Source organism: Pantoea sp. NSTU24 (genome assembly GCF_050157905.1).
Classification (GTDB): Bacteria; Pseudomonadota; Gammaproteobacteria; order Enterobacterales; family Enterobacteriaceae; genus Pantoea.
In genome coordinates this window covers 450,491-472,425 of record NZ_JBKIWZ010000001.1, presented here as the reverse complement: position 1 = coordinate 472,425, position 21,935 = coordinate 450,491, and the positions used below count along the sequence as shown (strand labels likewise).

Annotated in this window: 29 protein-coding genes; 4 read left to right on the top strand and 25 right to left on the bottom strand. The window is 50.6% G+C overall.

Annotated features, from left to right (window positions below):
• Nucleotides 1-502: 502 nt before the first annotated feature.
• The 3 genes from ACLHDD_RS02355 to ACLHDD_RS02345 all read right to left on the bottom strand — a co-directional run bounded on the left by ACLHDD_RS02355 (nucleotide 503) and on the right by ACLHDD_RS02345 (nucleotide 2,253).
• Nucleotides 503-1,030 (bottom strand): hypothetical protein, encoded by a 528-nt coding sequence (locus ACLHDD_RS02355; protein ID WP_427102779.1) that lies wholly within the window; start codon nucleotides 1,028-1,030, stop codon nucleotides 503-505.
• A gap of 657 nt (nucleotides 1,031-1,687) precedes the next feature.
• Nucleotides 1,688-2,011 carry a phage repressor protein gene (locus tag ACLHDD_RS02350; RefSeq protein WP_427102778.1) on the bottom strand — a complete coding sequence of 108 codons (324 nt, stop codon included), beginning with the start codon at nucleotides 2,009-2,011 and terminating at the stop codon, nucleotides 1,688-1,690.
• 2 nt (nucleotides 2,012-2,013) lie between these two features.
• The gene (locus ACLHDD_RS02345) at nucleotides 2,014-2,253 is read right to left on the bottom strand and encodes a hypothetical protein (RefSeq protein ID WP_427102777.1); all 240 of its coding nucleotides are present in this window, start codon (nucleotides 2,251-2,253) and stop codon (nucleotides 2,014-2,016) included.
• 302 nt (nucleotides 2,254-2,555) lie between these two features.
• Here ACLHDD_RS02345 and ACLHDD_RS02340 point away from each other — a divergent pair, with 302 nt between their 5' ends.
• From ACLHDD_RS02340 to ACLHDD_RS02330, 3 genes are read left to right on the top strand one after another with little or no spacing between them, the layout of a single operon-like run.
• A complete protein-coding gene (locus ACLHDD_RS02340; RefSeq protein ID WP_427102776.1) occupies nucleotides 2,556-2,924 on the top strand; it encodes a GtrA family protein in 369 nt (122 codons plus the stop codon).
• A gap of 46 nt (nucleotides 2,925-2,970) precedes the next feature.
• The gene (locus ACLHDD_RS02335; RefSeq protein ID WP_427102775.1) at nucleotides 2,971-3,414 is read left to right on the top strand and encodes a hypothetical protein; all 444 of its coding nucleotides are present in this window, start codon (nucleotides 2,971-2,973) and stop codon (nucleotides 3,412-3,414) included.
• Between the two features lie 11 nt (nucleotides 3,415-3,425).
• Entirely contained in the window at nucleotides 3,426-4,652 is a 1,227-nt protein-coding gene (locus ACLHDD_RS02330) for a hypothetical protein (protein WP_427102774.1), read from the top strand.
• A 35-nt stretch (nucleotides 4,653-4,687) separates the two neighbouring features.
• On the opposite strand, the gene ACLHDD_RS02325 is transcribed toward ACLHDD_RS02330, so the two are convergent.
• Genes ACLHDD_RS02325 through ACLHDD_RS02305 form a run of 5 tightly spaced genes read right to left on the bottom strand, consistent with a single transcriptional unit; the run spans nucleotide 4,688 to nucleotide 8,710 of the window.
• Nucleotides 4,688-5,116 (bottom strand): tail fiber assembly protein, encoded by a 429-nt coding sequence (locus tag ACLHDD_RS02325; protein WP_427102773.1) that lies wholly within the window; start codon nucleotides 5,114-5,116, stop codon nucleotides 4,688-4,690.
• On the bottom strand, nucleotides 5,116-6,444 hold the full coding sequence (locus tag ACLHDD_RS02320) for a hypothetical protein (protein ID WP_427102772.1): 1,329 nt from the start codon (nucleotides 6,442-6,444) through the stop codon (nucleotides 5,116-5,118). Before ACLHDD_RS02320 ends, ACLHDD_RS02325 begins: the two co-directional genes overlap by 1 nt.
• Nucleotides 6,422-7,108: a DUF2612 domain-containing protein gene (locus ACLHDD_RS02315; RefSeq protein ID WP_427102771.1), complete on the bottom strand. Its 687-nt coding sequence runs from the start codon at nucleotides 7,106-7,108 to the stop codon at nucleotides 6,422-6,424. Before ACLHDD_RS02315 ends, ACLHDD_RS02320 begins: the two co-directional genes overlap by 23 nt.
• Nucleotides 7,105-8,343 carry a baseplate J/gp47 family protein gene (locus ACLHDD_RS02310; RefSeq protein ID WP_427102770.1) on the bottom strand — a complete coding sequence of 413 codons (1,239 nt, stop codon included), beginning with the start codon at nucleotides 8,341-8,343 and terminating at the stop codon, nucleotides 7,105-7,107. Before ACLHDD_RS02310 ends, ACLHDD_RS02315 begins: the two co-directional genes overlap by 4 nt.
• 7 nt (nucleotides 8,344-8,350) lie before the next feature.
• Nucleotides 8,351-8,710 carry a hypothetical protein gene (locus tag ACLHDD_RS02305; protein WP_427102769.1) on the bottom strand — a complete coding sequence of 120 codons (360 nt, stop codon included), beginning with the start codon at nucleotides 8,708-8,710 and terminating at the stop codon, nucleotides 8,351-8,353.
• 79 nt (nucleotides 8,711-8,789) lie between these two features.
• Between ACLHDD_RS02305 and ACLHDD_RS02300 the strand changes: the two genes are divergently transcribed.
• The gene (locus ACLHDD_RS02300; protein WP_427102768.1) at nucleotides 8,790-9,284 is read left to right on the top strand and encodes a hypothetical protein; all 495 of its coding nucleotides are present in this window, start codon (nucleotides 8,790-8,792) and stop codon (nucleotides 9,282-9,284) included.
• Here ACLHDD_RS02300 and ACLHDD_RS02295 read toward each other — a convergent pair.
• The 17 genes from ACLHDD_RS02295 to ACLHDD_RS02215 form a co-directional block, all read right to left on the bottom strand.
• Nucleotides 9,274-9,978 carry a Gp138 family membrane-puncturing spike protein gene (locus ACLHDD_RS02295; RefSeq protein WP_427102767.1) on the bottom strand — a complete coding sequence of 235 codons (705 nt, stop codon included), beginning with the start codon at nucleotides 9,976-9,978 and terminating at the stop codon, nucleotides 9,274-9,276. The two genes, ACLHDD_RS02300 and ACLHDD_RS02295, sit on opposite strands and share 11 nt — an antisense overlap.
• Before the next feature lies 1 nt (nucleotide 9,979).
• Complete coding sequence (locus tag ACLHDD_RS02290) at nucleotides 9,980-10,837, bottom strand: hypothetical protein (protein ID WP_427102766.1); 858 nt, start codon at nucleotides 10,835-10,837, stop codon at nucleotides 9,980-9,982.
• Nucleotides 10,834-11,145: a phage baseplate plug family protein gene (locus ACLHDD_RS02285; RefSeq protein WP_427102765.1), complete on the bottom strand. Its 312-nt coding sequence runs from the start codon at nucleotides 11,143-11,145 to the stop codon at nucleotides 10,834-10,836. The genes ACLHDD_RS02290 and ACLHDD_RS02285 overlap by 4 nt, the downstream gene beginning before the upstream one ends.
• Nucleotides 11,145-11,951, bottom strand: coding sequence for a hypothetical protein (locus ACLHDD_RS02280; protein ID WP_427102764.1), 807 nt, complete (start codon nucleotides 11,949-11,951; stop codon nucleotides 11,145-11,147). Before ACLHDD_RS02280 ends, ACLHDD_RS02285 begins: the two co-directional genes overlap by 1 nt.
• Nucleotides 11,952-11,953: 2 nt before the next feature.
• Entirely contained in the window at nucleotides 11,954-13,831 is a 1,878-nt protein-coding gene (locus tag ACLHDD_RS02275) for a lytic transglycosylase domain-containing protein (RefSeq protein WP_427102763.1), read from the bottom strand.
• A gap of 211 nt (nucleotides 13,832-14,042) precedes the next feature.
• Nucleotides 14,043-14,444 (bottom strand): hypothetical protein, encoded by a 402-nt coding sequence (locus ACLHDD_RS02270; protein ID WP_427102762.1) that lies wholly within the window; start codon nucleotides 14,442-14,444, stop codon nucleotides 14,043-14,045.
• A gap of 8 nt (nucleotides 14,445-14,452) precedes the next feature.
• Complete coding sequence (locus tag ACLHDD_RS02265; RefSeq protein ID WP_427102761.1) at nucleotides 14,453-14,893, bottom strand: phage tail fiber protein; 441 nt, start codon at nucleotides 14,891-14,893, stop codon at nucleotides 14,453-14,455.
• Between the two features lie 11 nt (nucleotides 14,894-14,904).
• Entirely contained in the window at nucleotides 14,905-16,383 is a 1,479-nt protein-coding gene (locus tag ACLHDD_RS02260; protein ID WP_427102760.1) for a DUF3383 domain-containing protein, read from the bottom strand.
• Nucleotides 16,384-16,923, bottom strand: coding sequence for a phage neck terminator protein (locus ACLHDD_RS02255; RefSeq protein ID WP_427102759.1), 540 nt, complete (start codon nucleotides 16,921-16,923; stop codon nucleotides 16,384-16,386). It lies immediately after the preceding gene.
• Complete coding sequence (locus ACLHDD_RS02250) at nucleotides 16,920-17,297, bottom strand: hypothetical protein (protein WP_427102758.1); 378 nt, start codon at nucleotides 17,295-17,297, stop codon at nucleotides 16,920-16,922. Before ACLHDD_RS02250 ends, ACLHDD_RS02255 begins: the two co-directional genes overlap by 4 nt.
• Nucleotides 17,294-17,746 (bottom strand): hypothetical protein, encoded by a 453-nt coding sequence (locus ACLHDD_RS02245; RefSeq protein ID WP_427102757.1) that lies wholly within the window; start codon nucleotides 17,744-17,746, stop codon nucleotides 17,294-17,296. Before ACLHDD_RS02245 ends, ACLHDD_RS02250 begins: the two co-directional genes overlap by 4 nt.
• Before the next feature lie 2 nt (nucleotides 17,747-17,748).
• Nucleotides 17,749-18,192 (bottom strand): DUF4054 domain-containing protein, encoded by a 444-nt coding sequence (locus tag ACLHDD_RS02240; RefSeq protein ID WP_427102756.1) that lies wholly within the window; start codon nucleotides 18,190-18,192, stop codon nucleotides 17,749-17,751.
• A 2-nt stretch (nucleotides 18,193-18,194) separates the two neighbouring features.
• Nucleotides 18,195-18,524: a hypothetical protein gene (locus ACLHDD_RS02235; protein ID WP_427102755.1), complete on the bottom strand. Its 330-nt coding sequence runs from the start codon at nucleotides 18,522-18,524 to the stop codon at nucleotides 18,195-18,197.
• A gap of 3 nt (nucleotides 18,525-18,527) precedes the next feature.
• A complete protein-coding gene (locus ACLHDD_RS02230; protein WP_427102754.1) occupies nucleotides 18,528-19,562 on the bottom strand; it encodes a DUF2184 domain-containing protein in 1,035 nt (344 codons plus the stop codon).
• Complete coding sequence (locus ACLHDD_RS02225; RefSeq protein ID WP_427102753.1) at nucleotides 19,562-20,044, bottom strand: structural cement protein Gp24; 483 nt, start codon at nucleotides 20,042-20,044, stop codon at nucleotides 19,562-19,564. Before ACLHDD_RS02225 ends, ACLHDD_RS02230 begins: the two co-directional genes overlap by 1 nt.
• 1 nt (nucleotide 20,045) lies before the next feature.
• Nucleotides 20,046-21,362 (bottom strand): DUF2213 domain-containing protein, encoded by a 1,317-nt coding sequence (locus ACLHDD_RS02220; RefSeq protein ID WP_427102752.1) that lies wholly within the window; start codon nucleotides 21,360-21,362, stop codon nucleotides 20,046-20,048.
• Between the two features lie 52 nt (nucleotides 21,363-21,414).
• Nucleotides 21,415-21,900, bottom strand: coding sequence for a hypothetical protein (locus tag ACLHDD_RS02215; RefSeq protein ID WP_427102751.1), 486 nt, complete (start codon nucleotides 21,898-21,900; stop codon nucleotides 21,415-21,417).
• Nucleotides 21,901-21,935: the final 35 nt, after the last annotated feature.

Below are 21,935 nucleotides of genomic sequence, written 5' to 3'. Positions count from 1 at the left end.
TTTAATCATTAAAACTGCTGTATGCTCCCAGAGAAAAAACCGGTCACAAGATGAAAAAGTACGCAAGTGCAGAGCCATGATTTAGTAAAGCACCGGTTCACAGGAAAAGCGGGCGGCGGGACAAAAAATATTTTACGCGATTGGGGTAGCGAAACGTCTGCAGCATGCGGATATGAGGGTGTGAACGTAACAGAAGCGTGACTGTGTATGGCAGCCAGGGGTCACTCAGAGGCGCAAGCTGGATAAGGGTCGTTTATGGCCAACCCGCCTCACGATGGAGAAGTCAGCTTCGCACTTTTGCTATGCCAGCCTGCTAAAGCACCTCTCCTGCACGGCACTTTCTTCGGACGGGGGTCAGGTAAAACGCTTGTCTCCTGTGCCGGTTCCGGGCAAGCATCCGGAACGGCGCATCCCGCGATGAACACTCTGGCAGTGTTCATCCCGATCATTCGCTGATGACGGGCGATAAAAAACCCGCCGGGGCGGGTTTGAATTGACTGCCTTACTTAATAAAGTGCGACGACGCAAACTGCGCTTTCTGGCTTTTAACAAAATCAGCGGTTGCGGCCTTCAGGGTTTCCAGCATCTTCGCATTCGCTGGCACATCCACATTCTTTTTCGTCAGCGTCAGCGTAAATGAAGGTTGGTATTCAGAGCGATATTTAACTGATGACGTAAACACCAGTGTTGCGGGAACCTTAATGGATAAGTTCTCTGCTGTTATTTTTTTCGCCTCATCCTTCTGATTAAAATTAACCTGTTTTGCAAGCTCAATCATCTTTTCCTGCAGACGCGCGTTCGCTTCCTGAGGCCCTGCATTTTCGAATAATACCTGATCCTGATTATCATCACTGAATACCAGTCTGGCTGAAACCAGATCATCTTCGCTGTAGACGTTACCCAGTTTTACACCACCATCGACGACCGGCAGCACGTTTTCGTTTTTCAGTGGGATCGCGCCTGAAACGATTGCCGCGGATAAGATTAAAGAGCCGCCAATGACCAGGCTGGCTATCAGATTATGCTTCATAATATTCCCTTATCAATTTGCGTTAATAGCCCCACCATCTTCGGCAGGCCGCGAGAAAACTTTAACGCTTATTTCTGAAGGAAAATCTCCACTGTCCGGCACTCTTCCTGACAGCATGGATTGCTGAACATTTTATCGCCTGACAGACTACTTTCTGACCCATCGTGTCCCGGAAATGCTAAAAAACGTTTGCCTGTTACCTGAAGCACACAGTCAGAACAGAGGATGAAAACCTGTCATTGTCTCTCTGCGAAAGTTGATTAATGTTTAAAGAAATGTGTTACCGGCTGGGAAAAGAGTATTTCCCCGTATCAATTAAACAGCTCTGAATCGCACCAGGATCGTTTTCAAATACGCCGGAACAGGAAGCTCTGCAGAATTTTCGGGAGGTTAGCTGATAGACGCTGGCTGGATTTGTATGGCTTACAAGATGATGACTGAAGTGCCGCATAAGAAAGACACCCGCTGGCGTCTTTTAACAGGAATCTGGCACGCCCTACAGGATTCGAACCTGTGACCTACGGCTTAGAAGTTCCTAGAATTACCTTTTAACACAGTTATTTACCGCATCCTGCCGCGCTCACACGTCCCATGATGCGAAAACATGCAAAGGCCTGAAAAGAGATTCAAACCTTTGCGTGTCTCAAATCTGTCCCATCAGATTATCGGCCTGCTGGGTTCATGCACGGACAAGACTTCCGCTGTCACCTTCCCCAGCACGATAATCCCCTCCAGCCCTTCTCCGTCGATCGTCTCACCGTCCAGGGTAATGATGCTCGTCCGGAACAGCCTGCCCAACTGCGGGAACTCGCCCGCCTGAAATGCCACCTTATCGCCCGGCTTTGGCTTTACTGATTTATCGGCCAGCACGAACCCTTCCGGCGTCTCAATCAATATCATGTTGTTCCGGTGCGGCATCAGTATGTCGTTAAGGTCGATGCGCTTCTCAATATAGTCGCTTGCAGGTGATGGAAAGCCCATAGTTACCTCACATATCCCATGTTGCGAAGCGCCCAGGTCTTATTCTCGCTTTCCTCTGTAATCAGCTCGAAGAAGAAGTTCTGATAGTACCGAATCCACCGGTTGCACTCCGCCAGCGTCCACACATGGTTAACATCATCCAGCTGCTTCTGGAACGCCGCTGTGGTGACAATCTGCCGTCCTCTGCTGTCTTTCTTTATCGCAGCCATGAATGCTCCGCGTATGTCACTCTCTCTCGCCATGCTAAATCCTCCTCTGATAAATACTGTATGGATAAACAGTAATATCGATCAGTGGATTTGATCAAGGCGAAGCGGCTCCCAAAATTGTAAAGCTGCTGATGTCGATGGCTTTTTACACTGGCTTCCTAAGTTGAGCGTAACTAACCTCTAATCACCCACCCCGCAGCCTGCTCAGAGAGGCGCGGCTGAGTCATTGCCCGGTCGCCGGGCTTTTTTAATTGATAACATTTCTTGACGAATTCTTGCCTTGCTGTCCATCAGGTGACATGATCCGGGGCAATATGCAACAGGGGTAACTCTTAATGATGAATGTTTTTGCAAGATATGCCTCAGTCGGAGTGATTAACACAATGATTCATTGGGTTATTTTTGCTGCTTTATACACTAGCGGGCAGACGCAATCTTTTTCCAACTTTGCCGCATTTTTCATTGCGGTAACCTTCTCTTTTTACGCCAACGAGAAATGGACCTTTAGCTCTGAGGCCGCAACAATCAGCTACCTTGTCTATTTATTTTTTATGGGTGGCATCGCCACTGCAGTAGGCATAGATGGAGATCATTCTGGCATTAGTCCTGTGGTTACTCTCATTGTTTTTTCCAGTATAAGTATGTTGTTTGGGTTTTCTTATTCTAAATTTATAGCTTTTAGGCATAAAGCCAACCCAGTATAAAAATAAAGGCCTTAAATAAATATATTCACTTGATGGATCTTTGAAAATGTTATTTATTAAAATCAGAAACCCAAACATAATATTTATTATTTTTTCTCTCTCTTGCATGTTTTTTGTCTTCTTATCTTTTAAATCATGGAATTACGCAAAGCCATTTACCTCAAAGTTTGATACTTACAAAGGATCATCTCTAAAATATAGCATTGACATGTGTTCAAAACAGAAAAGCTCATACCAAATTAGAGGTTGGTTTTTTGCGGATGACTTCCCTAAAAAAATCAAAACCGTAGTAACCATTGATACTGGAAAGAAAGAGTTTGTTATCCCTTCTTTAACTTATGTTAGAGATGATGTTAACCAAGTTTTCTCAAGGAATAATGATTTTGAAAATTCAGGGTTCAACGCATCTCTTTACCTGCCAATTAGCAATGAAATAAGTAATTATCATTATAACTTTTATATCATGGATAAGCATGGTGATTCTGACTAAGGTTTTCAGCTATGAATGCAAATAATAAATCATTGTCAAAATGGCTTTTCTTTTCGGTTCTTATTATCACCTTTGCAATTCTTGCAAGCAAGCTCAAGCTTATGGATTACGCTGATGATGTGACATTCTCAAATGCCTTGAATAACTCATCAATATGGGGATTCCTGATTGAAAGATATGAGACATGGAGTGGACGAGTTTTTATTGAAGCAATTATGGCACTCACAATTACCATAAGTTCATTCTGGAAGATAATGATTCCTCTGTGCCTATTATCCTCATCTTACTTTATATGGTCAATATCCCTTAGAGGAAGGGTGTCATTGATGCATGGATTGCCATTAGTGCTGGCATTTATGCTTGCAATAAATTTGTCGATATCGGGAGATTCTCAATGGTGGATTACAGGATTCTATAACTACCTGCTCCCAGCAACATGCGCACTATTTGCTGTTAGCACACTACTTAGTCATTCAACGAGTAAAATTAGAGTGCTTCTGGCTATTACGCTATCTCTAGTGGCAACTTCATCAGAACAGCTTGCGATATTGCTGATTATTTTAATCCCATTTCTATATCTGAAATCCGAAAACGACCGGGCCAAAAACGCCACAATACATATCGCATATTTAGTTGTCTTACTAGGAGCTGCCCTTACTTTGTTAAGCCCAGGATCTTATAATAGATTTCAGGCTGAAGCTTTCCGGTATATGCCGCAGATTTTCGACATGAATATATTTCAGAAGTCCATAATAGGTGTCGACAGACTAGTAGAAAATATTGCCACAGGAAGAAATTACTGCTTCATATCTGGCTGCCTATCACTTATATTTTTTATAGTCAGAAAGGGAAAAGTAAACACATTGAGTCGTTTGTGTTTAACTGTTTCCATCGCCGCGATCCTGCTTTGCTTTACATCTGACTCTATGTACATGAGAGAGATTAAATATCTTACATACGAGGGTAGGTTTTACTATGTTGACTTCTCTAACATTAAAGTTTACTGCTGTTACTTATTCTATTTGATGACATTGATATGCATGGCTGCCGGTTCTATAGAGGATATTGGCGAAGAAAGGGATTACAGCGCATTCATTACGCTAATGGCGGGTATGCTGGTAACAGTTGCGATTGGTTTGTCGCCAACAGCTTATGCATCTGGGGGTAGGGTTTTGTATGTTTTTAATTTATGTTTGATTGTTTATACGTTATTCAATATCAGAAGAATAGTTAAGTAATTGGAGGCCTAGCTGGCCTCCATATAGTCTACCATCTAAAATGATGGCTTATCCGGCCATTGAATTTCGCCCGCTATATTTGCATCTATCCGGCTCAAAAGTAAACGGTACTTCTTCCAAAGAGGAAGTGCTGTTGTTTCCTCATCCGTGGCTTCATCCATATCCACCGCATCCTGAAGGATGTCACGTCTCTGGGTTGCCTCCGAAACTAGAAATTCTTTGAGTGAAAGGTTGTCGGAGATCTGCCTGCTTTCGATTTCCGCTTTTTGCTCCTCAGTAAGCGGTGGTGCGGAGAGCTTGCCTTTTGAATAAAGGTAGCCAATATCAACCGCAGTTCCTTCTGCTACTTCAACCGCCTCAACGCCAGAGCTTTTTCCGTAGTCAAAGTCAGGCTGATCTTCGTTATCCCAGAGAATAGTGTTGATTACTACCCCATCTTTAACCAGCGCATAGGTTTTAATCATTATGCATACTCCCAAACGATAACAATGCCAGTCCCACCAGCTCCGCCGGGTTGAGCAGCAGTACTTGCAGCCACTGCTGCACCCGCTCCTCCTGACCCATATCCGACTGCTTGAGTATATCCCCCGCCTGATACTGATCCTGGATTTCCACCTCCGCCAAACCTGCTTGAGCCGCCATTTCCAGATACTCCGGCGCCTGTCTGAGTAAAGATGCCGGCCCCACCGGGGGAACCGCCACCATTATCAATATTTCCTGTTGTAGGTAGAGAGCGAACGCTACCCGGCTGGATTACGTAAGCTGAAGAAGCAGCGGAGCCAACTCCTCCACCAAAACCTCCAGAGGCAGTCATATAAGGGCCAAACATAGACGCACCGCCACCAGACCCGCCTGATCCGGCAACGCCTGATCCTCCAATTCCAACGGTAACCGTCACAGGTAAAGAGAGGCTGGATATTTGCAACTGGCTTTTGACGTACTGCCCCGATGAGCCCCCAGAGGCAACAGAGTTCTGTGAAGATGAGGTAGCAGGTGTCCCGCCACCAGCACCACCACCAGCCTGCACTTCCACAATGATTTTTTTTGTTCCCGCGGTCGGTGTATACGAACCACTGCCAGTGAAAACCTGGGCATTGATAAGGCTGCCAGGGCTTGCTGCCTGATTGATGTTAGTGCCATCGCCATACACAAAGGCACTAATCCCAGCAGCAACAGAAACACCGCTGCCGTTTGGAGTTTTAACTGTAACGCTGAATGAACCTGTGCAGTTATTAACGATTTCCCACCGTTTGACCCACGCCGGGACTATGAGGTTAATGTTAGATGTCAGAGTTCCTGCCAGCGTAATTCGATCACGCCCGGCCTGCAGCGTTGTTAGCGTTACACTTGAGCCAGACAGACCCGTAATGGCCGTGGTTCCATAGAATCCAGATGGCACCCACCCGGTCAATGCAGATGTCGTGTTTTCTGGATTGGTACTGTTGCTGTCAGTGGTATTAAGCCAGAAACCGTCGAGTGTTGAGTTCGGGATTCTGGCGCCCTTTGGATATCCGCCAATGGCCGTGTTAAATGCCGTGTTGAAGGGATATCCGGCGCCTGCCTGTGACCAGCGCACGGCCGCTGTAACGTCATTGAGCACGCCATTAAAGTCAGTGCCAAACGGTGGCACACCGCCAGCCGCAAGAGGCGTTCTTGTCAGCGGAGGAAAGCCATCGGTATATGAGGCACGGCCTGCTGTAACGCCGATCTGCGAATCGTTAGGGATGTCCTGTTTAGAACCGGCATCTGCGAATGGAACCGGCAATAGCTTAGGCTGCGAGCTGTTCTGCATTTTGTATTCCTGAGTCAGGGAAGAAGGTGCCGCTTTCGAATGGCTGCATTTCAGCCTCGGCAAATCCAAAGGTATTGTTGAAATCGAGTGACATGATGCTGACGCTGACGCCTGCAGGTTTGGCTACCGCATTTGAGTTGAGCAGGATGGCCCACTCTACCGGTGTCAGGTTGAATCCAAAGACGTAACTCATGGACATCACGCCAGTTATGGCTACAAACGTGTCCCCTTGATCGCCAAACAGGTAATAAAGGGCTTTGTTCAGGTATGGGATGGAGCAATCGGTGATGTTAGCCATCGCCTTAGCCATGATGAGTTTTCGGTAACCGTCATCAGCTAGCCTGACCGTAGATGTCAGCTGCACGCCCTCAAAGAAAGGCGCTTCATCGAAAGGTTTTGGCGTGTCGTCACTGGCGCTGATAAACGCTTCATCAAAGCCGAAATACGTCGCAGACTCCCTGACGTTGAGCAGCCGTGACACGCCTACTATTTTTCCCCACACATCCAGACCGTAACCAGTCGCTGTCGAAACGTCCCAGATAGCCGTCAGGAATTCTTCGGTGAACTCCGACATATCCATTGAGGTGTTGAAGGTTTCAATCAGGTTTCGGAGGTTGGGGCTGGCGGCGTACTGCGTGAGGATCGTGTCTTTTACGTTCTTCATACGAGGATCACAGAGATGTCACTGGCATCGAGAGAAGGTATCTGGTCAACGCCGTACTCAACTGATGAGGCGTAGTTAATGCCGTCCAGGCTGACGGTCACCGAAAGAACGTTTACGGATTCTGTGTCGATGTTGTTAAGCACTGAGTAATAGCCACCAGCAAAGACTTTGGAGGCGATGCGCGCTTTCGGTACCAGATTGCTATTGCCATTGAAGGCGTTAATGATTGCCGACTTACCCTGATCCACTATGTCAGATGGAAGCGATTGCGAATTCTCCAGCTGAACCATGAAGCGGGTTCTTGCCTGCGTCGGAGTGTTCCACGTCATCGCGTACCTAGGGTTAACGTTAGTGCCGCGCGATGTGTCGGTTACTACCGCGGATGTATTGCCAACCATTCCGCAGCCAGCCTGATTCTTCAGGTAAATGGCCTGAGCGATGTCCTGCGCATCGCCGCCATACGCTGCGATGTAAACGCTGTGAGCTGGTACCGGGTAGCTGGTCGAGCCGATGTTGACCGTTGCGCCGGAGTGATTCGACCATACATACGCGTCAACCACGCCATCCACATCAAGCACGGCGGCATAAATTGATTCCGGCGTTCCCTTTGCATTGAGTGCAACAGATTGCTTGCGACGGTACTCAAAGTTAGCGCGCGTTTCGACATCGTTACCCGGTACGCCTGCAGCGGCATTGGTAATACCTGACCAGCCGGTCACCGCTCTATAGATGGTGTTAAGGGAGCCTGCCGGGCATGCAATGGCGCCACTCGTCTGGTTGTGGAATACGATGTCGATCGCACCCGTAGCAGGGATCGTGGCGTCAGCCAGTGATGAGTAAATGTATCCCGCCTCGTCCTGGGCTGTACTACCTGCAGGAATAACTGTGCCGACCAGCCCGGTAGCTGTGGCGGTTACAGTCGTTCCCTGCGCTGCTATGCGGTCGATAAAGTAGATGCGACCGATAGCGTCCTGAAAGCGGCCGGCAGCATAGTCCGGGTTGATTCCATTCACTATAGAAAGTAGCTGGTCATTTTTGTCCGCGATGATGGCGGTATCACTCATTGCGATCTGACCTTGCGGAGTGGTCAGGCTTTTACTCATCCCGCCGCCCAGCGCACTGTCTAAATCACTCAGGCGCCCGTCTAAAATATCCTTCTCATCCGGCACTGACAGGCCGATGTCGGAAAACGTGGCTGCCGGCACCGATGTGGTAACGATTACTGTGTCTGCCATTTTGGCCTCAGAAATTGATGGTGCTCTGGTCGTAGTTGGTGTCGGTGATAGTCATGACGCCGGATGCGATGCGATTCTGCTTGCCGATTACGGTCGTGCAGGTTGCAGTCTGGACGTAATCGAGCTTGAGCGCCTCCGACTGCATCTTGGTGTTGATGAGCTGAGTTCCCGGCCAGTGCCCCAAAATGCGCTGGTAATAAGGGATGCCGAGCGACGTGTCATACCAGGCCTCACCGAGGAACGTCTTACACGCGCAAGCTACATCCTGTGCAACCGCGTAGGGGTTTGGCGTGGAAGCAAGGTTGCCGGAGCCATCAAGAGTCAGGTCCCAGGCGTCGGTGTTAAGCAGGAGAGATTTGGTTATCATGCTTTCTCCGGGCGTAAAAAAGCCCGCCGGAGCGGGTCATATTATTAATTGCATGCTATTGCGACAGGTTGCAGATAGCATGTCTTATCAACTTGATCGTGAGGTTAATATGAAGCGAATTTTTATAATGGCCATTTCATTTGCTATCAGTGCATGCGCTACGCCGGTAACTAAGGAAGTTAAAAAACCGTCACAATACGAATTAGATCGCGCGCGCACGGCTAAGATTGAGAAATCTATGCAAGAGATCCGGAGAAAAGCTAATGATGAATACACAGCAAAGGCTGAAAGCTCAGGATGCAACGCTCATGCGCTGGAGGCATCAAAGAAATTCTTTGAAATGGCCTTAAAGTATTACGGAACGAACCCGGAGTCGGTCACAGAGAAACCAGAAGACTGGGCGAACATTGCAGCGCAATCATGCGTTTCGGGATATGAAGCAGGATTAAGTGGTCAGCCTCAATCACTTCTTGATAATAACCTTTTCGAAATTCGATATAATTTCACTAATCCCTTCCAGTACAAGGCAGTTGCTGAATCAATGTACTGGGGTTACGAAAGGGCTAGGCGTTAGGGGTGCCTGAATTTGAGGAGCCACTCTGCACGCCTTTGTGAGTATGCGTGGAAAGATTAATTCCTTTCCCAGTAACCTCACCAAGCGCCGTAATGTTGCCATTAAATGTGAAATCACCAGCATAGCTTCCGGCACCCTGCGATACCGGCCCGTTAAGGATGATATTTTCAGAGTTTAATGACACGGATGTATCAGCGTTAATCTCAACCACTGGGGATGTTATGGTGACTGCCAGAGGCGAAACTATATCAATGCCGTCATCCCTAAACCTCACATATTGGCTAGGCTCAGAATTGAGCACCCCCCCGAGATATAGTGCGTCTGCATAATTATGAACCCGATTAGATCCGGGCAATGATGGCTCTTTAGTGGCCTTTACGCCGCTAATATCCCGGTCACATATGGCGAGCATTCCGATATCACCTGCAACCGGCGGCATAATTAATGCGCTAGCGCCACGCTGTAACCGCCAAACAGGTACACCATATATTTCAGTTTTGGGGATTATCTCTCCAGCGCCGGTAAATCCCTCGACCAATGGCCTTACTGTTACAATCTCTCCGCTTTCCGATACATCAGTTACCAATGCCAGAGTAATGAAAGCATTACTCATCAGCATTCGGTGGAAAAGGAATTCCTGTACGTTAGCATCGGATGTTGCGTCTTGGGGAGTGCTCGTGAACACATTCTGCATATCACTGCCTTACGTCTGTTAATTGCGCGAGAGCTCCGCGGCCAATTGTTGTCCACAGCCCCCCCTCCATCCACGTAGAAAGGTGATGCGTTGCGGCTACTAGCGTGTACGTCCCACTTGCGTTTGGCAGTGAGGTTTCCAGCTGAAAGCGGCGACCTAAAATTAGCAAATCACTATAAGTGCACTGAAAGGACACCCCATAGTTGCTGAATACCGGATAGCCAAGCAGTCCGGTTTCAGGGGAAACAAAAGGCTTAATGTCATCAACAGAACCGGTTTGAGGCCATATAAAAATAACTCCCAACCGTGGGTCGAAATTAATTCCAGCGGCTTTAGCGGCCTTCCTCATTTGCTCAATGGGATTGCCATCAAAGTAGGGATTAGACAATTTATAGCTAACCCCATTGTTGACCACTGTGAAACTAATACTCTTAGCGATAGAGGTTATGATGTCTGCCACATCAACGCTCCCACTTGCGCTGAAAGGTGGCGCAGCAATTGATTGCTCAAATCCCGTAGCGTTTCCACTAATGATTAAGGGTGCGTCAGGCATTTGATTGAAGTCAGCGAAGCAGTTTGTGATCGTGCCGAAGAAAACAATCTTGTCATCAGCCCAGACCTTCAGCAGGTTCTGCTTAGCCCCGTTAAGCTGAATGCCCTTATAACTTAACTTTGCCATCAAATCGATGCTCAGCCCGAATATACGCCCTTCGAGTGTAGAGCCCGAGACGCCACCATAAGCACCTATTTCAACCTCAGCTTTTATGTCGCTGATCGTCAGCGTGTCATTACCTTTCTCGTCAAACTTTCCCTCTTTCAGTTTGAATTCGAATTTAAGACTGCGTTTTTTGTAAGTCATGCTGCGGTGCTCATCTCTTCAGGTGTGGCATAAAAAAGAACGAACCGTTCCCCGAGACCTTCATAACTCGGGTCATCCCTGCCTTTTGTGTCAGCAAAGAACAGTTCACCCTGAAAGCCCAGATACGGATAGCGCACCAGACGGTTTCCATTCAGGCAAATTAAACCCTGAGCAATCCACACATCACCCAAGCCGATATCCGCATACAGACCAGTAGAGCGTTGAGCGATGCGCAGGGTGACAGACTGCTCACCCAGCTTAACGGTAAGCTCCTGAGCCTTAATTGGCTGCAATGTAATGGTCTGCATCAGGTAAGCGCCTTAACCAGGTCTGTGACCGATGATGAGAGTTTATTTATGGCCGAGGTGGCCGCGCCGTTAATCGATGCCGTGGTGGTTTGCGTGAGATTATTAACGGTCGATGAGACTTTATCCGCTACCTTAGTGGCCGCGCTCGATACGGAGTTCTTCAGGCCGGTAAGCGCTGAAGATACGCCGCTCTGCGTTGCCTCTGTGGTGGATGAGTTAACCTTCTCAGTAACTGCGCTGGGCGCAAGGCTTGTTGCATTGGCGGTAGTAGTGCTTTGAGCCGTAGTGCTGGTCAGCGTGACCTCTGCCGACTCCAGAACAGACTGGAATATCGCCTCAACAGTCAGCAAGGTGACGTCACGGTCAGACGTGCGATAGTTGTAGCGTACCAGATCGTACTTCTCGTACGTGGTGTCCGGCGTTTCGATGTCATAGGTCATCGTGCCTTCCACCATCGCATCAAGCGCGGCCAGCATATCGGCACGACTGGTCAGGCTGAAGTTGGTGAGGTTAGGCAGCGAACCGGTTAGCCCAGACCAGCCCTCCAATACGAATAGCACCCTGATTACCGGTGGGCGCTTCACCTTGTTGTAGGAGTTGTATGAGCCTGACTCGATCGGTGCGGAGACAACAGAAGCATCAGCACCATACTCAACGCCGAGAAAGGACGAAGGCGATAGCGCCTTGCCTGTCCCGTTGTTGAAGTAGATGCCATAGCCGGGCCCGATGATGCTGTTAATTACAGAAAAGATGCCGCCACCCTGCACGGCATTGAGCAACGTTGTTTCATTCAGAGAGAAGTTCATAATCAGCCCTGCCCTGACATTGAAGGAACCAGCAGACTGTTACGGCTGACGTTGCGCTGCACATCCTGACCGAGAGCATTAACTGACGTGGCATTGCTCTGTACGCTCATCTCGCCAATGTGAATCTCGGTTTTTGGCACCGGCTGTTGCTGAGGGATCACTTGCCGCGAGGCCGCTGCCTGAGAGCCAACCTGAATGCCTGCAAGCACCTTGGGCACATATTTACGCGTTTCCAGAGGCGCTCTATCCAGCCCCTTGTTCTGGACATTGCCGATACCCCAGTTATAAGCGGCCAGAGCCTTAACCAAGTCCCCTCCTGATGCCCTCAAGAGTTGGGAAAGGTATTTAGCTGCAGCATTGGCAGACTTCTCAGGGTTGAATACATCCCCCCCCTTCAGCCCCAGATCACCCGCAGTGCCATCCATAAACTGGAAAAGCCCCTTCGCACCCGCACCAGAAACGGCGAACTGATTGCCGCCTGACTCCGTTGTAGCAATGCTTTTTAGCAGGCCGGCCGGTAATTTATATGCGTACTCAAGCTTGTCAAACAGCGGTCGCATCCATTCAAGCAAAGCCTTCCCTTGAGCGCCCGCTTGTGGTGGCTGAATTTGTTGCTCAGAGTTCATTAGCGGGAACTGTGAATTCCTTAGTGTTTCCTGAGTGGCTTGCTGTTGTGGTGACAGGTCAGAAGGGTCATTTGATTTTCCCAACCCCTTCCACCATTCCCATGCCTTACCGACCCAGCTATCTTTGTAATACTGCCCATTCTCACTGAGTTGCTGCTTAGGCCCGCTGTTTTTATCTATCCAGTCCGCATATTCATACGCACCAAAACCTAACGCACCTATAACGCCGCCGCGACCGATAGACGCTAGCGTAGAACCAAGTCCGCCAGCCGAAATTCCTACTCTTGATATAGCTGCAATCATTCCCAGCGCCCACTTGCCTGCCATGAAGCCCAGCAGTATCTCCAGCGCGTTCTGCCACCCTCCTACAGCGTCAACAATCTGGCTGATTTCACGGGATGTGTCGGAGAAGAATTTCTGAATCTCTGGGCCATGCTCTGTTATCCAGATACCGACCTTTTCAATCAGCGGGATGAGCTTTTCAACGTATGGAATCAGAGCCTCATAAAGGACCTGAGACGCTGCAGAGAAATTCTGCTTCATCTCCGCTAGGCGTCTGTTGAACTCCTGCGCCTTGCGCGTGGCGTCCTCGGTAGTGCGTGACATCTTCGCGAACCTGTCAGCATCTGTAACGAGATTGCCATTTGTCAGCGCCTGCTGAGTCTGATTGTCGAAGTTGAACATCCCTCCGAAGCGTCGCTGAGCGTCTTTACTCAGCTTGCCCCAGTTATCCGCAATTTTGCGCATAACCTCTTCAGAATTGTCATTCTGGTAATCGAAGTTGGCACCGGTCGCGCCAGCGAAAGAGGACAGAGCGGCGAACAGGGGGTTGTCCTGGCCGCCGCCCGTCCTGATTTGCGTCAGGACGCTCTGAAAGCCACTCAGGGTGCCGGTAATCTTTTCAGCGCTCGAACCGGCGGCCTCTGCTGCCCTCTGCCAGCCATCAAGAGACTTAGCCGACATATCCAGCGACTGCGAATTAACCGCCAGCTGCTGCAGGTTGTCGGTCATGCCGGTGATGAAGTTTCTGAATCCCTGCACCGACAGCGTGACGCCAACCAGAGCCAGCAGTTCAGTGCGGATTGAGCCAAAGAAAGAGGCCGCTCTTTTACCTGCAGCCTCCATATCTTTGGCTGTCTGCTCTGACTGCTTTCTGGTATCGTCCAGGCCGCCCTTTACGTCCTTTTGTCCTTTATTAAACCCGGTCGCATCGAGGCCCAGCGTGACAACCAGCGCGTCGATAATAGTTGCCATCAGTTTGACTCCTGCGATTTATTGACGACCATCCGGTTGTAGTTATCGACCGTAATGATTTCGAGCCACCACCATAAATCCTCAACGCCAAGCGTCGTGCTCAGCTCAGTAAGAGAGCACTTACCAGATGAGAGGACGGTAGCTATGGTCTTAGGGACGTTGACGTATTCAGCAAGCCCGTGGGCCTGCTCATGCATCATTGGGGGTATATCTATTGGGCGGCGGCCTGAAAAAAATCCACGTGCAGCTTGAACACCTCCGCACGAAGTTTCAGGCGCGTTGCGATCTCCTCGATATCGTCATCGATGAGGCGGCGCTTGATGTTCTGGTTTGACGCATCTGGCACGCACTGAACGCATTCCATCAGTTCATCCAGCAAGGGCTTGGCTTCTGCCGGAGGAATCTGTGAGACCATTTTCAGGCCCGTACCCGCCATTGCAGCAATACCCATATCTGCGAAGTTTTCCGGCAGGTCAACGCCGCTACGAGCCATCGCCATGCCTGCGCGGATAGCCCACCATTCCGCCTGAGTCGCTGACATCTCGCGGATGTAGAACACCTTGCCAGCATCACGCCCTTTGGTTTCTGTGTAGTAAATTTCTTTACGTGCCATGTTATGCCTTATGCGGTGTAGTTTTCGCCGGTCACTGATTCCCAGTTGATCTGGTAGGTCATCTGCTGCAGAACGCGGTTAGCATCCGGGATGGCCTTAACACGCTGCAAAATGCCATTTGTCAGCGTGAACTTGCGGCTGATGGCTGGAAGGATGATCGTCGCGTTGCAGCGGAAAATTGCTTTCGACGTGACCGATGTAATTTGCCATGTCTCGAACATCTCACGGCTCGGGCTGTCCGGCATGATGGTGATCGTCTGCAGATACTCGCCAAACACGAAACCGCCCGACAGCCTGCCGTCAGCTCCACGCACCGCAACAGCCATTTCGGTATCGCCCAGCGCAAACATCGCATCTGCTGCATAGCCTTCAAGCGTCTGTGCGGACGGGTACAGGTTGGTAACAGTGAGAGCGAAAATAGCGTCAGCACTGGTGATGGTATTAGCCATTTAGTCGCTCCTTACTGGACTTCAATTGAGGCGAGAGTGATTTTCTGCACACAGCCGCCATCGCAATACCATAGAGTCATGCTTGGGCTTGTACGGTCAACGCGCTGCGCTGATGTCGGATTGGCGATATACAGATACCAGCCTTTCGCCAGCAGAGATGCAGAGATATCAGTGCCGACAGCGTTAACGATTTCTGAGCGCTGAGCAGCAGAGAGATTCACGCCGGTCCGGATGCCGCCAAACGTAACTCCCTGGTTTATGGTGTCAGCAAAACCGGCTTCGATGATTGCCTTGCCGCGCGCGTTGTATGGGATGGAACGGTTAGACTTCAGCGTTACGATCGCATCCTGCATCAGATTTGCATTCAGCCAGAGCTGGAAGCAGAAGCTGTCAAACCACTTGAAATCGCCGCTGATAGAGCCGTCAGCCCAGTACTGTGTGGAGTAGCTGTTTGCCGTGTAGGCGCCATAGAAGTTGTAGCCGTTCGCAATCAGCGCGTCATAGTCACTGGATGAAGTGACATTGGCCACTAAGCCTGAGACAGAGCGGAACTTGAATGGTACCCGGCCTTCCTGACGATCGAAGTCCAGCGCAGCAGCGTAACCCAGAGCCGAAGCAGCGTGCACATTTGTGCCGTATACAGGCAGGACATTGGCATAGTTGTTCACGACCAAAAGCTGATACGCGATCGTCTCGGTGCTGCCACTGACCAGCGCTGACTCCTCATTGGTATGGGCCACATAGGCAAAGCGATAGTTCTGTGCGCTAGCCCAGCCAGCCAGAGCCAGATGCTCAGCATCAGTGCACTCAAAGGCGGTGGTGAATGTCGCCCAGTCCTGACTGCTGTTCAGTACGGCGATGAAGAAGTCAGTCGGGTTCTGCGCTACCGCACCCTGCGAGATAACCGCCCCGGTTGCTGCTGTGAGTTTGAGTCCCGTAGCGATATCACCTGAACCATAGGAAATTGTGCTACCAGCACCGGTAGTTGCAGAGGTGATTACAAAAGCTTTCTGCGTAGTGTCGAACGTGACAACAACTGAGTCACCAATTGCTGATTCAATCAGGTCAGCCGCTGCAGCAAAGCTCGTTGCGCCACTCAGGTTGATGTTAGTCGATGTCTCAGTTGTGCCATCTACGGTGATGGTAAGGACGCCACTCAACAGCTTTAACTGATCGAGCGTTGCAGCCGCCATCGAGCCAGAGCGCAACCATGCCGCAACTGGTGCATCGTTGTATTGTGCGAACAGTAGCTTGCCAGGGTTTTTCGTCGAGTTGTCATAGCCGCTGAAGTAGATAGCAGCCATTGCATACTCATCTGATGCGCTGCCAAAGTATTTGGCTACATCTTCTTTGGCAGAAAACGATGCGACGTTACCCACCGGCGCATAGGTACTCTGGGTAAGGATAAGACCATTCAGATCAACCGCGTTACCGCCGGCAGCGAGAACGCCAGGGTTAATCTGGACATCTTTAGTTAACGGAATTGCCATTTATAAATTCTCCGGTGGGAATTTTAAATCTGCGGCCACAATGCCGACTTGAATGCTGTCCATGAAGTCCAGAGGGGTGGCTATCACGGCGTTAAACTGAGCGATGAAGTCGAGCGTCCAGCGATTCTCATACTGCTGCTCGGCGTTAATCATCGTTGTCTGGTGCGGCTCTCCCGCGTATAACGGAGTAACCGGCATGTTGTTCTGGCGAAACCATTCTGAGGCGTATTCAGAGCGGATCATGGTGCCGACAACGGCCGCCATGTCCTGCGCTGAGTTGCCGTAGAAATCGATCTGGCACCGCCACTGGTTGCTGCGCTGCGTCTGCTCGCTACCCTGACCGACGCCGGGGTCGTTGTACGAAACGCGGTTAGTTGATAGCCCGGTGATAAACATTGGCGTCATGGTGACGAAATCACCTATCGGCATTGGTGAGTTATTCTCCTGAGAGAGAAACACCTCTGCGTCAACGAGAGACAATAAAAAACCGCGCAAGGCGGTTGTCAGGTCATCCTGTGTAATGCTTATGGTCGCGCTCATGTCGGCACCTGCAATCGGACGGCTATACGGCACCAGTCAGGCCATTGTTCAAGCACCTGTACTGTCAGCCACTCCTCTCCAGTGCTTTCAATGACAACTCTGTCTCCGCCTTTCTGCTTCAGCCTGTTCACCCCCTCAAAGCTGCCATTGAGGTGAATCGACTTCATGTACCCCTGCAGATTGAGGTTATCGATGTGCTTCAGGTCATCGGAGGTGATTGGCTGAACCTGCCCCATGACATCAACCGGGTCCGCGTAGGATGGGACACGCTTGCCGGATGGTGCTGTAGTTGTGCCAGTGCTGATGTAGATTGAGCACTTCACGTCAGGGTTAACTGTGTTTATGGCGCGGCGCACAATGCCATGCAGGTTCATACGCCGTCCTTAACGTCATAATCGACAGAGTTGAGCATGTGAGAGGTTTCGATAAGGGGCTTATCAAATCCCTTTTTCGATACCGTAGAGGGAGCCAGTGCCGGGTCTGTAAACTCACGGATTGAGCCCTGCAGCTGCTCTTTGATGCGCTCCCCCATGAGGGGAAAAAGCGTGGATGCATCGTATTTCACAGCCACTGCAATCTTGCCGATGTCATCACCCCACTGAGGCGATTTTTCTTCAATCATGCGGCGGAAAAATGGGCGCGGCGGCCGGTTCATGCCCGGATCGCCGAACTCATTCGCTGCGGCCACCATCGCGACAGATTCACCATCAGGATATGTCGCACCCTCAAGGAATCCGACGCGAAGGGTTTTAGCATCCCCGAGGCTTTTCGCTAGCTCTTGGAGGCGTTTTTGCAGTGCATCGCCACCTGAAAATGAACTCATCGCTACCTCCGGTAAGCTCCTCTGCGGTTGTAGTGATAGGGGTACATCGATGGTGACGCACCGGGCAGGTAACGAATCGTCCGGAATGGCAGCGTGGCCTGCCAGAATGCTGCACCGTATGGTGTTTGCAGATACCACCATGACGATGAGCTCGACGGCCCGGCGTCTACCGACACAGAAACCGAACCTTCCGAAGCGCTCGTTACCCGCCCAACTAACCCACTTGATGCCTGACCGCCCACGCCGCTATTCATTGCTGCGAGGTGAGCAACCAGCATATTCAGGAATACAGCCCGCTGATTCACATCAGTGACCGGGCTTGTATCGGTGTTATTCAGGTAGACCGTTGCCTCAACGAAGTACGCTTTCAGCAGGTCATCACTCACCGAGCTGAACTCGGGATAACGCGCCCTGAACGCGTCAATATCGAAGACAACGACCGCCATGATTATTTACCGTCTGATTTGGTGACGCCCGGGGCCGGGTTGTCCTGCGGCAGACCTTCAAGGCCCGACTTAACCGCGGCGTTATCTTTGGCCTTCGACTCAGCGCTGTTGGTCTTCGCCTGAGCGAAAACCAGTTCGTTTTTAACGTATGGCTGGTCTTTGTGCTGCTCCAGCCACTTATCAAACACCGCTTTGTCGACGTTCTCGGTCAGGCCATAGCCGCCGATGACGTTGGATGAGTTGGCGCCATTCAAAACGACAGGCTGCGCACCATCCACATCAATCACCAGGCCATTCGGCAGCTTGCATCCTACAGTTACGACTTCAGCCATTTCTTACACTCCCAGCATGGTGGCGATTGCCAGCGGTTGACGGATAATTGCACCCCAGGTGCCGCCAGATTTTTTCTGCTTCCATGATGACTCTTCGGTCACCACTGCATGAGCACGCATCTTCTCAGTGAAGGCTGCGTAAGCGGTGTCCTGCTCACCCAGGCGATCTGCAATCAACTGGACCATCTCGCCGGCCGGAGTTGAGTACTCAACTGCAGTCTTGATAGTCAGGTTCGGGAAGTTTTTCTTCAGCAGGTCGGAGACGTTGACGTTGTACATATTCGTCTTAGTCAGAGCCACTTCAGCAGTTGGCGACATTGCCAGCGTCATTGGAGAGTCGCGCTCAATCAGGCCTTTGGTTTGTGCAACCAATTGACCGTAGAGTTTCGCGATATCGTCATACACAGCCTGACCATCTTTGGTTGACCATGTAACGCCGCTACCGGTGCCGGTTGCGCCCGGGGTGATCGGGGCTGGCAGGGATGGGTCGTTCAGCAGGCCATAGTTCAGCAGGCCAGCGATGCCGTAGAAGTAGGATTTGTTCTGGAACTTATTCAACACCAGAGCAGAAGCCACGTTCAGTTCAGCTGCATAACCGATGCGCGCTGCGCCATACATATCCAGCTCGCGCTCGCCCCAGCGGGTGTGGGTCTGGTAGTGGTAAGACTGGCGCGGCACCCAGTTGACGTTAGCCGCGGTCATGCCGTTGTGGTTGTAGTCACCGTAGGAGCTGGTTTCACCTGCAGATTCCACGATCGGGAATTGCGCGGTCAGAGTGGTCCAGTCGCCTTTCTTCACTTCACCAATGATTTCAGCTGCTTTCATCGGGGTGACCAGAACGCGGATCAGCTCAGGGTCAACGTAGTTGGTGAAGTAAGCCGGGATGCCTGAGTTGCCAGTGGTAACCATGGTCGGCTGCGCATCCATCGCCAGCGCGTAGTTTTCCGCGAATTCTGGCTTCAGGTACTCTTTTGCGCCCGGCAGCACGATGCCGTACTTGCCGCTTGCTGCGGCGTAGTGCTGTTGAAACTTATTCATTAATTGCTCCAGGTGCTGATTTTGACCAGTTCGCCTGCTGCTGCGACGCTACCGGATTTGAATGGGGTTTCGACATAACCGTCAATGGTTGCGCCCGCAGCGCCGGTTTGAACCTGACCGGTCGTCAGTGATGCGAAGATTTTCTGACCACGGGTGGCGGCAGTAGATGTGCGCGCCCAGAAGTCTCCAGCAACCATCAGGGTTACTTCGCGGCCGGACTGGATGACGTTTGAATCGCTATCCAGCCATGTGGTGATGATTGCCTGCCCGTCACGATGCACGAAGCCAGAAGGTGCGCCGGTACCAGCGTTTGATGCGACGCCGTTAACGTCCCACGCAAAGCGACCGATAGTCAGGCCATCTTCACCTGCGACCAGTGCCGCTTCACCAGCCAGATAGGTTGCGTGCTCGTTGGTGCTGGCAAAGCCACCTTCGACGCCGGGGGCCGGGTATTGGTTAATTACACTCTGAAAACCTGCCATGTTAGAAACCTCGTTTCAGCTTGCCAGCGGTCGGGAAATCTTTCTCAAACTCACTGATTGATGCGGAGTCCTGAGCGATAACAGGACGTGAATTTTCTTTCTGCTGGATTGCCATGCGCACCAGTGAAGGGAATGCCGATGGGTGCACGCCGGTGATATCCACTTCAGCCTGCTCAAGCGCAGTGCGGTAGACGTCCTCAGCAGAGTCCATGGCGACCACATCGCCAATCAGCGGGCGTACAGCCTGCTCTGCTTCACGCACTTTGCGGAAGTTCTCAGCGGCGGCTTTGGTTGCGCTGTCTTGTGCCAGACGAATTGCGGAGTCCATAGCGGTTTTGGACACCTTGTCTTTTTCATCTTTCTTTTCGTCGTCTTTGTCTTCATCTTCAGCGACGGCAGGCGACAGAGCGGCGGCGATTTTGGCGATCACTTCTTCGGACACGCCGGCTTCACGCAGCAGGGAGATGATTGACTCGTTGTCGTCATCGCCAGCCACTTTCGGCTCTTCTTCCGGCTCAATGCCTTCTGCAGACGCTTCGATGATTTCAACCAGCTCTTCAGGTTCCAGCTCCATGTCGGCAGCCAGTTTGGTTTTGTACTTGGCAATAATGGCCTGAGCGATCGTCTTTGGTGATTTGTTCGCATTCAGGATGGCGGTGAGGTCTTTGGGTGCAGCATCCTGAGCCAGGCGCGGCTTCAGAAACGCTCCCAGCGCGGCACGTGCGGCAACGCCTTTGCGGTCTAACTTCATGTATTTAAGCTCCAGTGGGAGTGAATCAGCGACCAGTACGTCGCTACCTGCGCGGCCGGTTTCGACCAGTGCAACGTGGTTCCCGACGATGTCACGCATGACGCCATCATATGCTTCGCCGTCTGGTGTTTCGCCGGGACTCATGTCAGCGACGTACTGATACGACGATGACAGTTCTTTCTGCTCTTCAGTCTCGATACCCGCGATGGCTGAGTTATCCCAGACGGACAGGCCGTTACAGAGATAGGTGCCATCGAAATCACAGCCAGAGTGCGTCGTACCTACGCGGTATTCGCGAGGCGGGTCGCCGGGGAAGTCAGGGGTATGGATGCAGAGAACAGGGATGTTGTTGAATGTTGGTGCGGCTTTCTTCAGTTCGTCAGGGTGGCGCCATAGCCGGTAAATCTTGTCCGGCTCTAAACCCAGCGCCTCAGCATTTGGAATCTCTCGCCCGTAATAGGGACAGACATTCGCCTTGCTGATGTTGCTCTTTGTGATCTGAAGCCTGCCGTTACCATCGAATGAGCGCACGGATGCGCGGTCAAACGCTAACCGTTCGATAGTCATGTGTTTTCTCGGATTGCGGGCAATAAAAAAGGCCGCCTAAGCGACCTGTTTGTTAAAGAGACTCTATGCTTATTTTTCGGACAAGCTCAGAAAACAACTCATCATAGAAAGGCTCAAGGGAAAGTTTATCGTTTTCTTTTGTGCACAAGACTGGCTGATACATATCTTGCGTGGAAATGTTAATCGCATCTTCATCATAGAAAGGTTTTGATACGGTAATTTTTGTCCATGACGTCATTGCGACTTCCATCGACTCTGAGTCTGGCAACATCAGGAAAAGAATGAAACTTAATTTCTTTCCATCTTTTTCATGTGCCCATGGCGCGCACATTTCAAACTTGCCATCTTTAACTCTACCAACCTGTACTATGCCAGCTTTATGACCCTTCCCATCGTCGATCTCATTACTTTCAAGGCCAAGATAGTTATAGAATCCATTTCGAAATACTATCACAGCCTCCTGAAGGGAATCCCAGTACTCCCTTTCCATTCTTGACCTTGTGCTAACTTCTTCACGAAGTTGTTCAAACTTAGTCATCACATTCACCCCAGAGAGCCATCGAGTTAATGGCA